The 13,772-nt window shown below is 39.3% G+C and carries 12 protein-coding genes and 2 rRNA genes (1 of these 14 running past the window's edge); 11 read left to right on the top strand and 3 right to left on the bottom strand.

The genetic code is table 11. From position 1 onward, the window contains the following. The 5 genes from ACN6MT_RS03990 to tmk form a co-directional block, all read left to right on the top strand. Positions 1 to 503: ribosomal RNA gene (locus ACN6MT_RS03990) — 23S ribosomal RNA — on the top strand; it begins 2,435 nt to the left of the window's first position. A gap of 75 nt (positions 504 to 578) precedes the next feature. Further along, positions 579 to 694: ribosomal RNA gene (gene rrf, locus ACN6MT_RS03985) — 5S ribosomal RNA — on the top strand. Positions 695 to 1,138: 444 nt separating this feature from the next. After that, positions 1,139 to 1,354: a sigma factor G inhibitor Gin gene (locus tag ACN6MT_RS03980; RefSeq protein WP_052106383.1), complete on the top strand. Its 216-nt coding sequence runs from the start codon at positions 1,139 to 1,141 to the stop codon at positions 1,352 to 1,354. An 81-nt stretch (positions 1,355 to 1,435) separates the two neighbouring features. Next, the gene (locus ACN6MT_RS03975; RefSeq protein ID WP_419954840.1) at positions 1,436 to 2,881 is read left to right on the top strand and encodes an aminotransferase class I/II-fold pyridoxal phosphate-dependent enzyme; all 1,446 of its coding nucleotides are present in this window, start codon (positions 1,436 to 1,438) and stop codon (positions 2,879 to 2,881) included. Between the two features lie 9 nt (positions 2,882 to 2,890). Beyond that, a complete protein-coding gene (tmk, locus tag ACN6MT_RS03970) occupies positions 2,891 to 3,532 on the top strand; it encodes a dTMP kinase (RefSeq protein ID WP_235847254.1) in 642 nt (213 codons plus the stop codon). Between the two features lie 54 nt (positions 3,533 to 3,586). Here tmk and ACN6MT_RS03965 read toward each other — a convergent pair whose 3' ends face one another. Continuing rightward, positions 3,587 to 4,573 (bottom strand): glycoside hydrolase family 43 protein, encoded by a 987-nt coding sequence (locus tag ACN6MT_RS03965; RefSeq protein ID WP_419954839.1) that lies wholly within the window; start codon positions 4,571 to 4,573, stop codon positions 3,587 to 3,589. 127 nt (positions 4,574 to 4,700) lie between these two features. Next, positions 4,701 to 5,852, bottom strand: a complete 1,152-nt coding sequence (locus ACN6MT_RS03960; protein ID WP_419956375.1) for an ROK family protein — start codon at positions 5,850 to 5,852, stop codon at positions 4,701 to 4,703. A gap of 325 nt (positions 5,853 to 6,177) precedes the next feature. Here ACN6MT_RS03960 and xylA point away from each other — a divergent pair, with 325 nt between their 5' ends. The 6 genes from xylA to ACN6MT_RS03930 all read left to right on the top strand — a co-directional run bounded on the left by xylA (position 6,178) and on the right by ACN6MT_RS03930 (position 12,926). Then, entirely contained in the window at positions 6,178 to 7,509 is a 1,332-nt protein-coding gene (gene xylA, locus ACN6MT_RS03955) for a xylose isomerase (RefSeq protein WP_419954838.1), read from the top strand. 76 nt (positions 7,510 to 7,585) lie between these two features. Continuing rightward, entirely contained in the window at positions 7,586 to 9,085 is a 1,500-nt protein-coding gene (xylB, locus tag ACN6MT_RS03950) for a xylulokinase (RefSeq protein WP_419956374.1), read from the top strand. Positions 9,086 to 9,173: 88 nt separating this feature from the next. Continuing rightward, positions 9,174 to 10,544: an MATE family efflux transporter gene (locus ACN6MT_RS03945; protein ID WP_052106381.1), complete on the top strand. Its 1,371-nt coding sequence runs from the start codon at positions 9,174 to 9,176 to the stop codon at positions 10,542 to 10,544. 85 nt (positions 10,545 to 10,629) lie between these two features. Next, positions 10,630 to 11,286 carry an SGNH/GDSL hydrolase family protein gene (locus tag ACN6MT_RS03940; RefSeq protein ID WP_419954837.1) on the top strand — a complete coding sequence of 219 codons (657 nt, stop codon included), beginning with the start codon at positions 10,630 to 10,632 and terminating at the stop codon, positions 11,284 to 11,286. Between the two features lie 40 nt (positions 11,287 to 11,326). Continuing rightward, positions 11,327 to 12,310, top strand: a complete 984-nt coding sequence (locus ACN6MT_RS03935; RefSeq protein WP_419954836.1) for an aldo/keto reductase — start codon at positions 11,327 to 11,329, stop codon at positions 12,308 to 12,310. Positions 12,311 to 12,323: 13 nt separating this feature from the next. Next, positions 12,324 to 12,926 carry a polysaccharide deacetylase family protein gene (locus ACN6MT_RS03930; RefSeq protein ID WP_034675533.1) on the top strand — a complete coding sequence of 201 codons (603 nt, stop codon included), beginning with the start codon at positions 12,324 to 12,326 and terminating at the stop codon, positions 12,924 to 12,926. A gap of 144 nt (positions 12,927 to 13,070) precedes the next feature. On the opposite strand, the gene ACN6MT_RS03925 is transcribed toward ACN6MT_RS03930, so the two are convergent. Beyond that, positions 13,071 to 13,688: a YesL family protein gene (locus tag ACN6MT_RS03925; protein WP_419954835.1), complete on the bottom strand. Its 618-nt coding sequence runs from the start codon at positions 13,686 to 13,688 to the stop codon at positions 13,071 to 13,073. Positions 13,689 to 13,772: the final 84 nt, after the last annotated feature.

The following is a 13,772-nucleotide window of genomic DNA, read 5'->3' as shown; positions in this document are numbered from 1 at the left end:
TGGTTCCGCATGGAAGGGCCATCGCTCAACGGATAAAAGCTACCCCGGGGATAACAGGCTTATCTCCCCCAAGAGTCCACATCGACGGGGAGGTTTGGCACCTCGATGTCGGCTCATCGCATCCTGGGGCTGTAGTCGGTCCCAAGGGTTGGGCTGTTCGCCCATTAAAGCGGTACGCGAGCTGGGTTCAGAACGTCGTGAGACAGTTCGGTCCCTATCCGTCGTGGGCGCAGGAAATTTGAGAGGAGCTGTCCTTAGTACGAGAGGACCGGGATGGACGCACCGCTGGTGTACCAGTTGTCTTGCCAAAGGCATCGCTGGGTAGCTATGTGCGGACGGGATAAGTGCTGAAAGCATCTAAGCATGAAGCCCCCCTCAAGATGAGATTTCCCATAGCGTCAAGCTAGTAAGAACCCTGAAAGATGATCAGGTTGATAGGTCAGAGGTGGAAGCGCGGTAACGTGTGGAGCTGACTGATACTAATCGTTCGAGGACTTAACCAATTTTAAGGTGAACTCGTTTTTACAAAATACTTCTTCTGATTATCTAGTTTTGAGGGAATGATACCTCAAAAACAGTCTGGTAATAATGGCGAGAAGGTCACACCCGTTCCCATACCGAACACGGAAGTTAAGCTTCTCAGCGCCGATGGTAGTTGGGACTTTGTCCCTGTGAGAGTAGGACGTTGCCAGGCACATGAAGCACAACCTGATAAGGGTTGTGTTTTTTATGATGTCTGAAAGGACAAAGGGTTGTAAATAAAAAGATGAAATGAGATTCGTGACCGCGCGGCTATAATATTAGAAAAAACGGTAACGAATAGAGATTATTCCTGACCACGCGGCGACTCTTTTAGAGAAAACAGTAACAAATAGAGGCCATTCGTGCCCGAGCAGCGATATTTTCAGGGGAAACGGTAAAGAATAGCAGCTATTCATGCCTGTACTGCGACATTATTAGCAATAACGGCTCACCACTTTTATTTCCAAAAATAAAAAAGTACGAAGTGTTTTTGAATAAATCGCTACTAGACATACACCCAAAAGCAATTACTTACATAAGATATATCGAGGGATGCCCTGAAGACGATAATTCTAAATATTGTATACAATTAAATGGATTTGGTAAGAATAGGTGTATGGAGGTGGTGTGGTTGAGTTCATTAGCACATAGTCATTATCACGAAACATGCGTTATATGTGAGAATCTAAAACCAAAGGGGATACATCTATATACTTCGTTTATATGTACTGATTGCGAAAAAGACCTTATCCAAACTGAAACACATGATCCAAAATATAAATATTATCTTAAGCAGTTAAGAAAAATAACAACACCTGAAATTTTTTCATGAAAAGTCCATTTGGGCTTTATTTTTTTGTTAAAATGGGGCAGGTCAGGTACAATAAATGAGACTCTTTAAAGGAGTATACCCATGAATAAACAAACTCGTATCCCGTTATATGAAGCATTAGTTCATTATAATAGTACAAACCTAATTTCATTTCACGTTCCCGGCCATAAGTCTGGGGCTATACTTAATCAACAGTATCAAAATACATTTCAGGAACTTCTAAGAATAGATGCGACTGAATTATCCGGGCTTGATGATTTACATTCTCCTGAAGGTGTAATTAAGGAGGCTGAAGAGCTCTTAGCAGCCCTTTATCAAGTGAAGGAAAGCTTTTTCTTAGTAAATGGATCAACGGTTGGTAATTTAGCTATGATCCTGTCAATTTGTGAGAAGGATGATGTTGTCCTAGTTCAAAGAAACTGCCATAAGTCTGTCTTAAATGCTCTAAAACTAGCAAAAGCTAGACCGGTTTTTTTAGAACCGGATTTTAACCCAGAGTGGAAAACGGTAACAGGTGTTTCGAAGGAAATAGTGGAAAGAGCCATTTCGCTTTATCCAAATGCAAAAGGAATAGTCTTAACATATCCCAACTATTATGGCATGGTGTATGATTTAAAAAGCGTCATTGACATTGCACATCGTCAGAACATTCCTGTATTAGTAGATGAAGCACATGGCCCTCATTTTATTATTGGTGAGCCTTTTCCGGCAACTGCTATCCAACTAGGGGCTGATATTATTGTTCACTCAGCGCATAAAACTCTGCCCGCTATGACGATGGGTTCTTACTTACATATAAACAGTGATCGAGTCAATAGCAATAAAGTGAGGGAATACCTGCAAATGCTTCAGTCCAGCAGCCCTTCATACGTTATTATGGCTTCATTGGATCTAGCGAGGAACTATTTAGCTACTTATCAACAAAACGATCTAGATTATTTACAAAGGGAGATATCCAATTTTAAAAAGGAGCTCTCAAACATTCCAAGCATTAAGGTCCTAGAGTATCCCAACTCACATGGGGACACATTAAAAGTAACCATACAGTCAAGGTCTAAATTAAGTGGGTTTGAACTCCAGAAAAGATTCGAAGAGAAAGGAATTTATACCGAGTTAGCAGATCCTTACAATGTGCTATTGATCCTTCCCTTATTGAAGGAAAACCACCACTATCCATTAGGAGAAGCAAGCAGGAAAATAAAAGAACTGTTAGAGGAGATACCATACCGGCCAGCAGAGGAAGAAGTTTTAGTTAGCACAGGAGAAATAATATCTGAGTTAGCGATTCCCTATGAGGAGCTGTCAAAAGTTGAGAGTGAAGTAATACCTATTTCACAAGCAGCAGGACAGGTGTGTGCAGAAACAATCATACCATATCCGCCGGGAATTCCTCTTCTGTTAACGGGGGAGTTAATTACCGAGGAAAAGGTAAAGCAGCTTGCACAACTAATCGATACGGGTGCCAGATTTCAAGGAGGATCCTTCCTAGATGGTAATCAAATCAACATAGTGAGAACAAGTGATTAAATTGAAAAAATGATTGGAGCAGTTTATATGAGTTACTTCATTACCCTTGAAGGTGTCGAGGGTTCAGGCAAATCAACAATAATTAATTTCATAAAGGATTCTCTTGAGACCAGAGGAAATAGGGTAGTTGTAACAAGGGAACCTGGAGGAATTGATATAGCAGAGCAAATTCGTTCCGTTATTTTAGATAAAAAAAATACTAAAATGGAGGGGAGAACAGAAGCCCTGCTATACGCTGCAGCAAGAAGGCAGCACTTAGTGGAAAAGGTAGTCCCGTCTCTTACTGAAGGCAAAATTGTTTTATGTGATCGGTTTGTAGATAGCAGCTTAGCCTATCAGGGATATGCTAGAGGCTTAGGTATCAATGAGGTCTTTTCAATTAATAAATTTGCAATTGGAGACATACTGCCTGATTTAACTTTATACTTAGATTTGGATCCTCAAATAGGATTAAATCGGATTGCCAAAAATAAAGGGCGAGAAGTAAACAGATTAGATTTAGAAGAAATAAATTTCCATGTTAAAGTCAGGGAAGGCTATGAAGAAGTTATGAAGATGTTCCCAGAGAGAATGGTTAGAATAAATGCAAACCAAGAAATTAGTAAAGTGATAGCCGATATCAATGAAGTTTTAGAAGAGAGGCTGAAATAATAAAGTTTTACATAAAAAGGCTGGCTTCAACTATGAAGCCAGCTTTTAATTTGCTTATTTATCTCCGTATGGGTCAATTGTTTGGATGGTTCCATCCTCATTATATTTTAATTCTGTGTATTTCACAGAGCGTTTATGATTTACACCATCTGATAAGGAACAATCATGATAGAACAGATACCACTTATCATTAAACTCAACGATGGAATGATGAGTAGTCCAGCCGATTACAGGCGTAAGTATCGTACCTTTGAATGTAAAAGGACCTTGCGGATTTTCACTAACAGCATAAACAATTTTATGAGTTGTACCAGTTGAGTAAGATAGATAGTAAAGACCATTATATTTATGAACCCATGGTCCTTCAAAATATCTTCTGTCCTCGTCACCTGCAAGAATAGGGTTGCCTTCTTCATCAACAATGGAAATTTCTTTTGGTTCACTTTTAAATGTAAGCATATCATCGCTTAATTCAGCAACGATTGGTCCTAAGGCAGGTTCAGTTGAGGCTGGACCTTCAGCGTTTGGCATATATGTTCTAGTCTGCCATTTTTCCAGCTGCCCTCCCCAAAGACCGCCAAAATACATATAGGCTCTTTCATCCTCATCCACTAATACAGCGGGGTCGATGCTGAAGCTCCCAGGTATGTAATTTTCCTCTGGTGTAAAAGGCCCCGCAGGATTTGGACTTGTTGCGACACCAATTCTGAAAATGTCATCTTTATCTCTTGCTGGGAAGAATAAATAATACGTGTTGTTTTTGTAGGCAGCATCTGGCGCCCACATTTGTTTAGAAGCCCATGGAACATCCTTTACGTGAAGTGCCTCTCCGTGGTCTACTACAGGTGAATTTACATCATCCATTGATAGAACATGGTAATCTTCCATTTTATATTGGTCGCCATTATCATTAGAAGGTTCATCGTGATCAAGGTCATGTGATGGATAAATATAAAGCTTTCCTTCAAAGACATGCGCAGAAGGATCTGCAGTAAAAATATGTGTAACTATAGGCTCATTTGGTTTTGAGTTTTTTTTCATAATATCTCCCCATCGAATAGTTATAGTTAGTAACAAATTTATTATAACTGATGTTATTCAACTTTGTATATTCAAACAACTAACTTTTTTTATCTCCCCTTAAAAAAGGGAGAATTTAATAAGGAAATTATAAAACATTAGATTCTTCTTTAATAAAATTCTCAACAACAAATGCTGAAACACCTAAAACAGTAGAATACTTTCCAAGTCCTGAAAAATTCAATTTCATATCATGTTGATGATGGGTTAGTGTACGATTTTTTATCGTAGTTCGAATGGGTTCTTCAATCCATTCTTTTGTTAAAGCTAAACGATTTCCTACGATTACCTGATCAGGGTTAAAGGTATTAATAATGTTATTGATACCATATCCTAGGTAAGCACCGATTTTTTTAAAAAGACTCTTAACGGCTTCATCACCGTTTTCTGCAAGGTGTATTAATGACTCCAGTGTATCTGCATCTTCCCCGGCCATCGCCAGGAGGGCATGTTCAGAGGCATAGGCTTCCCAACAGCCCCTGCTGCCACAGCTGCAAGGTTTTCCGTCAAGATCAATAATCATGTGTCCCATCTCGCCAGAGAATCCATTTTTCCCCTGATATAATTCTTTGTTTAAGATAATACCCACACCGATACCAATGCCTGCACTAATATAAATAATGTTTTGATGGTCTTGGCCAGCTCCAAACTGCTGCTCGCCAAAGGCTCCAGCATTTGCCTCGTTTTCAATAATGACAGGTACTTTAAATTGTTTCTCAAGGTCCATTTTCAGCTGTATATTTGTCCAGCCTAAGTTTGGTGCAAGAAGAACAGAGCCTTCCTTGTTAACAATTCCAGGAACACCAACCCCAATACCTACAACCCCATACCTGCTCGCAGGCATTTCCTTGATGAGGGACTGAACCATATTCTGAACAGTGCTTAAAATAGTTGGATAAGGTGTTCGGTTAACCAGTTGATTTTTTTCAATTAGTATATTGCCTTTTAAATCTGTTAAGACACATAACACATAGTTTACCCCGATATCAATACCTATCGCATATCCAGCAACTTTATTAAAATGAAGTATCACGGGACGTCGACCGCCGCTTGATTCGCCTGGTCCTGATTCAAAGATAAGTTCTTCTTCTAATAACTCATTTACTAGGGAAGACACAGTTGCCTTATGTAAGCAAGAAACTTGAGCAATATCCGCCCTTGAAATGGGCTCCTTTTCCATAATTAATTGTAGTACAAGTGCTTTATTGTTCTTTTTAACTATTTGCTGATTCCATGTCATGGTCACCACTTATAAAAACTCCTTATTTGGTAGTATCTTAATAGTATCATAAACTTTGTTTACCGGATATACAATGATACAAAATGGCGTTCTTATAAGATTATTATTGCCATTTATAAGGAAGGCAATCGCTTTTAATGAAAGCTGATGAAAGAAGTTCAAAAAAATTTTTAAAAATCTTAGTTTATTCAATAGACAAACTAAGATTACCTTGCTATAATCTGATTAAACAACGGTTACAGATTAAGAGTAAGGCAAGACTTGTAAGCAGTTACATACTCATCTGAAACCATAAAACCAACCAACTACTAGGAGGAATAACCAAATGGCTTATTTCGAAACAGTTAACAAAATTCAATTTGAAGGTGCTTCATCAAAAAATCCTTTTGCATTTAAGTATTACAATCCTGAAGAAAAAATAAATGGAAAGACAATGGAAGAAATCCTGCGTTTCTCTGTTGCATACTGGCATACATTTACAGCTGATGGTACCGATCCATTCGGTGTAGGTACGGCGATTCGTCCTTGGAACAATTTAAAAGGACTAGATTTAGCAAAAGCACGTGTAGAAGCGGCATTTGAACTTTTTGAAAAATTGAACGTTCCTTTCTTCGCATTCCATGATGTGGATATTGCCCCAGAGGGAGGCACATTAAAAGAAACAAATGAAAACCAAGATGTTATCGTAGGTATGATCAAAGAATACATGAAAACTAGCAAGACGAAATTGCTTTGGAATACAGCTAACATGTTCTCTAACCCTCGTTATGTTCATGGTGCTGCAACTTCTCCAAATGCAGATGTGTTTGCATACTCTGCAGCAAAGGTAAAGAAGGGGTTAGAAGTAGCTAAAGAACTTGGTGCTGAAAACTATGTTTTCTGGGGCGGACGTGAAGGTTATGAAACACTTCTAAATACAAATATGAAGCTTGAACAAGATAACTTAGCACGCTTCTTCCATATGGCAGTGGATTATGCAAAAGAAATTGGCCTAAATGTTCCATTCCTAATTGAGCCTAAACCAAAAGAGCCTACTAAACACCAATATGACTTTGACGTAGCTACTGGTCTAGCATTCTTACAGAAATATGATTTAACAGACTACTTCAAGTTCAATATTGAAGCAAACCATGCGACATTAGCTGGTCACACATTTGAGCATGAGTTAAGAACAGCCCGAATCAATGGAATGTTAGGATCAGTTGATGCTAACCAAGGTGATACCTTACTTGGCTGGGATACAGATGAGTTCCCAACTGACCTTTACACAAACACTTTGGCTATGTATGAAATTCTTAAAAATGGCGGGTTAGGAAAAGGCGGCTTGAACTTCGACGCAAAAGTAAGAAGAGGTTCTTTTGAAGCAGAAGACTTATTCCACGCACATATCGCCGGTATGGATGCATTTGCGATTGGCCTAAAAGTTGCTAACAAGTTAATCGAAGATAAAGTACTTGATAGCTTTATTGAAGAACGTTACAGCAGCTATACAAAAGGAATTGGCTTAGAGATCGTTGAAGGAAAAACAAACTTCCGTGAGCTTGAAGCGTATGCCCTTGGATTAACAGAGATCAAGAATACATCAGGCAGAACAGAGCGCCTTAAGGCTTTAATCAATCAATATTTACTAGAAACACTTTCTAGTGTAACAGTTTAATCTATACTCAATATAAACATGAAAAAGTGCTGGCAGCCTATTACTCCAGCACTTTTTTTAGAAAAGGATGATAATGATGAAGTATGTAATCGGGGTTGACCTTGGAACGAGTGCCGTAAAAGTTTTACTTGTGAATCAAAAAGGTGAAGTGTGTAAGGAAGTTTCTAAATCATATCCTTTGATCATTGAAAAATCCGGTTATAGTGAACAAAACCCAGAAGAATGGGTTGAAAAAACAACTGCAGGAGTAAAGGAACTGATCAGTCAATTTGATGGCGATGTAAAAGATATTGAGGGAGTCAGCTTTTCCGGCCAAATGCACGGCTTAGTTTTATTAGATGAAAACAATCAAGTATTAAGAAACGCAATCTTGTGGAATGACACAAGAACCACAAAACAATGTCAGGAAATCTACAATGTAATTGGCAGAGAGCGTTTATTAGAAGTAACGAAAAATCCAGCATTAGAAGGCTTTACTCTTCCTAAAATTCTATGGGTAAAAGAAAATGAACCAGAAATCTTCCAACGTGCAAACGTGTTTGTACTCCCAAAAGATTATCTGCGTTACCGGCTTACAGGAAATATCCACATGGAGTATTCTGATGCCGCAGGAACGTTATTGCTAAACGTAGCAGAGCGTGAGTGGAGCGGTGAAGTATTAGACGCTTTTGGCCTTTCAGGAGAATTGTGCCCGGCTTTGGTAGAATCCCATGCGTTCGTTGGTTCGATTACTGCTGAATTTGCGCAAGCAACAGGATTAACAGAAGCCACAAAGGTATTTGCCGGCGGGGCAGACAATGCTTGCGGTGCGATTGGATCAGGGATTTTAACGGAAGGAAAAACATTAGCAAGCATCGGTACATCTGGTGTTGTTCTTTCTTATGAAGAAAGAAATGATTTGGATTTCGGAGGTAAGGTTCATTATTTTAATCATAGTGAAGAAAATGCTTACTATACAATGGGAGTGACCCTGGCTGCGGGTTATAGTTTAAGCTGGTTTAAAGATACATTTGCGGAAGAAGAGGCGTTTGAACAATTGTTAGCAGGTGTGGAAGAAGTTCCGGCTGGAAGCAATGGATTATTGTTTACGCCATATATCGTTGGTGAAAGAACTCCACATGCTGATTCTACTATTCGCGGCAGCTTTATCGGTGTTGATGCTGCACATGAACGTAAGCATTTCGCTCGTGCTGTCCTTGAGGGAATAACCTTTTCATTAAATGAATCGATTGAGATTTTTAGAAGCAGTGGGAAGAACATTGATTCTATTATCTCAATCGGTGGCGGCGCTAAGAATGATACATGGCTGCAAATGCAGGCTGACATTTTTGATGCGAAAATTGAAAAGCTTACGAGTGAACAAGGCCCTGGAATGGGTGCAGCAATGTTAGCCGCGTATGGGTGCGGCTGGTATCCATCATTAAAAGAATGTGCAGAGGTATTTATCCAAAGTGCAAAGACTTATTATCCTATTCAGGAAAATGTTGCTGCCTATAAAAAACTATTTGCCATCTATCAACAAGTCTATTCTCAAACGAAGGAATTAAATGAGCAATTAAGAGAGTTTAGAAAATAATATTATATCAATAAAATAATTTCGGTTGGGTGATATACAATTAAGGTTTATTTGAAAAATACTAATAGGGTAAAAAAGAGGATTTCTAATGGAAAAATCCGTAAATAAAAACACCCCGCCAATAAGTTTACTTACCATTACTTGGCCAATTTTTATAGAACTATTTCTCCAAGTCATAATGGGCAGCACGGATACGATTATGCTATCGCATATTTCGGATGACGCTGTTGCAGCCGTTGGTGTGGCAAATCAGCTTATATTTTTATGTATTCTTATCTTTTCATTTGTGTCAAGTGGTACTGCTGTTGTGCTCTCACAGTACTTAGGTGCAGGTTTAAAGGAGGAGGCGAGAACGGTAACAGCCATCTCGATTACCCTCAACCTTGTCATTGGCCTGGTGATAAGCTTATTAATGGTTATTTTTAGAACAGAGCTATTAAGTTTATTTCATCTTCCTGAGCATATCGCCGGATTAGGGGAACAGTATCTTATGATCGTGGGAGGAACAGTCTTTCTTCAAGCTGTTTTAATCACTGTTTCTTCTATTCTTAGAGCGAATGGCTACACGAGGGACGCTATGATGGTCTCGGTCACAATGAACGTTATTCACCTAATTGGAAATGCCATCTTAATTTATGGATTACTGGGAGCACCGGAAATGGGTGTAATGGGAGTATCCATCTCAACTGCAATTAGCAGGACGATAGCCTTGGCTTTAATCTTAAAGTTATTATATGACCGTATCCCGTTAAATCTAAGATTAAAAGATTATTTAACAATTGATGGTATTCAAATTAAGAGAATCATGAAAATTGGGGTACCAGCGGCTGGGGAACAAATCTGTTTTAATCTCAGTCAGCTGGCAATCACAGCCATTATTGCGCTGTTGGGTGCTGCTTCTTTAACCACTCGTGTGTATACTCAGAATATTATGTCCTTTATACTTGTATTTGGGCTGGCAATGGGACAGGGAACACAAATTCTCATTGGCTACAAGGCAGGAGCCAGAGATTTTGATGGTGCCTACCATCAATTACTGAAAAGCTTACGATATAGTCTAATTATGACAGTAGCCATTGCGATAGTAGTAGCTTTCTTTAGAGAACCTTTGATGAGCTTCTTTACTAAAGATCAAGAAATTGTTTCTATGGGTAGTACATTGTTAATGCTTTGTCTCATCCTTGAGCCAGGGAGAACCTTTAATTTAGTTGTGATTAATTCTTTGCGTGCAACAGGAGACGCAAACATATCTCTCATTATGGGGGTTATATCGATGTGGGGAATAAGTGTCCCACTAGCCTATTTTTTAGGGATACATCTTGGATTTGGATTACCGGGAATCTGGATTGCCTTTATTGTAGATGAATGGTTTAGAGGAATTACCATGTACTTTAGATGGAGAAGCAGGGTTTGGGAGAAAAAAGTATTGGTCCAAAACCAAGTCACAACTAGCGCCTAACTAACTTGTCAAATATCTAGAGGGCTGGCATTGGCCAGCTCTCTTAAATAAGAAAACGGAAGACTGCTTATAGGGAGGGAATGAGATGAAACTAGACCAAGGTCAAAAGCTTCTATTTATCGGTGATTCTGTAACAGATTGTGAACGAGCAAAACCAGAAGGTGAAGGGTTATTTGCTGCCCTGGGTAAAGGATATGTATCCTTTGTTGATGGGCTCCTCCAAGCGGTATACCCAGAACTAGGAATACGAGTAGTAAATAAGGGGATTAGCGGCAACACCGTTCGTGATTTAAAAAATAGGTGGCAGGAAGATGTCATCGCACAAAAGCCAGAGTGGTTATCCATTATGATTGGAATTAATGATGTATGGCGTCAATATGATACTCCTTTTATTAAGGAGTATCATGTGTACATGGATGAATACGAAAATACGCTTAGGGAACTCGTGGCAGAATCAAAGCCGTTCGTGAAGGAAATCGTTTTAATGACTCCATTTTATTTGGAGAGTAATGAACAGGATCAAATGCGCAGGACAATGGATCAGTACGGCAAGGTCGTCAAAAAAATAGCAGAAGAAACAAATTGTTTATTTGTTGATACACAATCAGCTTTTAATCATTTATTAAAAGACCTATATCCAGCGACAATAGCTTGGGATCGTGTTCACCCTTCAACAGCGGGTCATATGGTACTTGCCCGCGCCTTCTTAAAAGTAATTAATTTTAACTGGAACCGCTCGTAATTTGGTTTCCTAATAAAAAGTAGATAAAGGAGTTATGAATATGAATTATCGTGAGCTAGGCAATACAGGAATCATGATTAGTGAGGTAAGCTTTGGAACATGGGCAATAGGCGGTGCATGGGGCAGTACGAGTGATACAGAGGCCCTGAAATCCTTAGAATATGCAATTGACCAGGGCGTTAACTTTTTTGATACGGCAGATGTTTATGGGGACGGTCATAGTGAAGAATTATTAGCGAAGGCGACAAAGGGCAAGGAAGACGAGATACATATCGCAACCAAGTTCTGCCGTCAAGGTGACATTTTTGACCCTCAAAATTATAGCTATGAAACGGTTAGCCGCTATGCTGAAGACAGCCTTCGCCGTTTAAATAGGGAAGCCATTGATTTGTACCAAATACACTGTCCTGCAACAGAGATCTTGAAAGATGGAAGTGTCTTCGATGTACTTGACCGTCTGAAGAAGGAAGGAAAAATTCGTCACTACGGTGTCAGTGTGGAAACAGTTGAAGAGGGACTCATTTGTTTGGACAATCCCAATGTTAAGAGCTTGCAGATTATATTCAATATGTTCCGTCAGAAGCCATTGGAAAATCTAATACCAGAGGCTTACCAAAAAGGAGTGGGTCTGCTTGTTCGGTTACCTTTGGCGAGTGGACTGTTAACGGGTAAATTTACCACCGGCCATGTTTTTGAAGCCGATGACCATCGCCGCTTTAATGAAAATGGAGAGGCCTTTAATGTAGGGGAGACTTTTGCCGGTCTTGGATTCCGTAAAGGTGTGGAACTAGCGGACGAGTTAAAGTGGATTGCAGAAGGCCGGAAATCAATGGCTAGTGCAGCGCTGCGCTGGATTCTAGATCATAAAGAAATTACTTGCATTATTCCTGGATTTAAAAATGTAAAACAGGTAGAGGACAATCTCTCTGCTCTGGAAACGAAGCCATTCTCAGTGGAAGAACAGAAAGAGATTCAACGATTTTATCAGGAAAAAGTAAGGGATTTTGTAAGAGGTCCTTATTAAGGGAGTGGTCACAATGATTAATGAAATTCCTACATCGCAAAGGGCCGTTGCCATTACATTTGATGATGGGCCAAATGCTGTCTACACTCCACAAGTATTAGAGATTTTTTCTAAAGCAAAGGGAAAAGCTACTTTCTTTATGATTGGTGAACAGATGCGAAGTCATCCAGAGATTGTAAAGGAGGTTGCTGCGGCAGGTCACGAAGTCGGTAATCACACATTTACTCACCCGAAACTTTCACAGTTGAACAAGGCAGAATGTTTAGCAGAAATTGAACAAACAGAGAAATTAATAGAGGAACTAACGGCACAAAAACCGGTTATTTTTCGTCCTCCATTTCTCGATTATAACCATGAAACTTTAACTATACTCCAGAACAAGGGATACCCCATGATTGGTGCACTAAATTTCGAGGCGCAGGACTGGGAGCTGCCTGGAGTTGAACATATCTTAGGAAAATCAAGAGAGGCTGTGAAAAATGGCAGTATTCTCATTTTTCATGATGGTTACGGTGACCGCTCACAAACCATAGAAGCTGTTCGAATGCTAGTTTCCGAATTAACATCGCAAGGCTACCAGCTTGTAACGGTCAGTGAACTTTTAGCCTTGGTATAAAAAAGAGGAAGCACAACTATAGTGTTTGTGCTTCCTTTTTTAATCTAGCTCCAGCGGCTAGCCCCTCGGGGTCAAATAATCTTCGGCAATAAAAGTCAAAAGGCAGACTTTTTTTGCCGAAGATTATTTGCCTGTCGGGGCTGGTCAAGCCGCTTCCGCTTTTTGTCGTTTTTTTTCTATTTTTTGAAAGGCTAGATAGCAGGATGACATGATAATCCCTGCCGAGAGGCTTCCGCCGAAGAAGATTGATAGTGCAGGTAAAAATCTCATAACAAAGAATAGAGCCACAAACCCTATCAACATCATGATACTTGAGACTGGATTCACCATCATAATAAAGAATGAGTTCTTAAACAGCTGAAGGAAAGTAACGTTGTAGTGCACGTAAACAGGAAATATATACAAAAGCGTCATGATGATCGCAAAAATAATAAGGTATAAAGGAATTTGAATCATTGTATCGAGTTTTATATAGTTCAAATCAATAAAAATAATATAAGCAAGTAAGGCTATAACGATGCCTACTCCATTACCTCTTAGAAACTCTTTCTTATAGGTATGCCAAAAAGTTTTGAATACGGGGATATCACTTTCACCCATGATCCATTTTCGAATAATTGTGAACATTGCTACGGTTGCAGGGCTAATTCCAAAGAACACGAGGCCAAGGAGCGAGAAGCCAATCCATAATATATTTACATAGGCAAACCTAGTGATCCACTCGGTAAGAGCATAGAGACCATTCATTGATAGCTTATTCATAATCATTCCCCTTATGATGATACTTACCTTTTATATACATTATAGAACACTATTCACATATTGAACATGGTTAACTTTTAAAAT

The organism is Neobacillus niacini (assembly GCF_048572935.1).
GTDB lineage: Bacteria > Bacillota > Bacilli > Bacillales > Cytobacillaceae > Neobacillus > Neobacillus niacini.
This window is presented reverse-complemented; position numbering and strand designations above follow the sequence as displayed.

What these genes read in the sequence shown, in the direction of transcription:
- ACN6MT_RS03980 (WP_052106383.1), top strand. Translation starts at nt 1,139, where the DNA reads ATGGAGGTGGTGTGGTTGAGTTCATTAGCACATAGTCATTATCACGAA.
- ACN6MT_RS03975 (WP_419954840.1), top strand. Translation starts at nt 1,436, where the DNA reads ATGAATAAACAAACTCGTATCCCGTTATATGAAGCATTAGTTCATTAT.
- tmk (WP_235847254.1), top strand. Translation starts at nt 2,891, where the DNA reads ATGATTGGAGCAGTTTATATGAGTTACTTCATTACCCTTGAAGGTGTC.
- ACN6MT_RS03965 (WP_419954839.1), bottom strand. Translation starts at nt 4,573, where the DNA reads ATGAAAAAAAACTCAAAACCAAATGAGCCTATAGTTACACATATTTTT.
- ACN6MT_RS03960 (WP_419956375.1), bottom strand. Translation starts at nt 5,852, where the DNA reads ATGACATGGAATCAGCAAATAGTTAAAAAGAACAATAAAGCACTTGTA.
- xylA (WP_419954838.1), top strand. Translation starts at nt 6,178, where the DNA reads ATGGCTTATTTCGAAACAGTTAACAAAATTCAATTTGAAGGTGCTTCA.
- xylB (WP_419956374.1), top strand. Translation starts at nt 7,586, where the DNA reads ATGAAGTATGTAATCGGGGTTGACCTTGGAACGAGTGCCGTAAAAGTT.
- ACN6MT_RS03945 (WP_052106381.1), top strand. Translation starts at nt 9,174, where the DNA reads ATGGAAAAATCCGTAAATAAAAACACCCCGCCAATAAGTTTACTTACC.
- ACN6MT_RS03940 (WP_419954837.1), top strand. Translation starts at nt 10,630, where the DNA reads ATGAAACTAGACCAAGGTCAAAAGCTTCTATTTATCGGTGATTCTGTA.
- ACN6MT_RS03935 (WP_419954836.1), top strand. Translation starts at nt 11,327, where the DNA reads ATGAATTATCGTGAGCTAGGCAATACAGGAATCATGATTAGTGAGGTA.
- ACN6MT_RS03930 (WP_034675533.1), top strand. Translation starts at nt 12,324, where the DNA reads ATGATTAATGAAATTCCTACATCGCAAAGGGCCGTTGCCATTACATTT.
- ACN6MT_RS03925 (WP_419954835.1), bottom strand. Translation starts at nt 13,688, where the DNA reads ATGAATAAGCTATCAATGAATGGTCTCTATGCTCTTACCGAGTGGATC.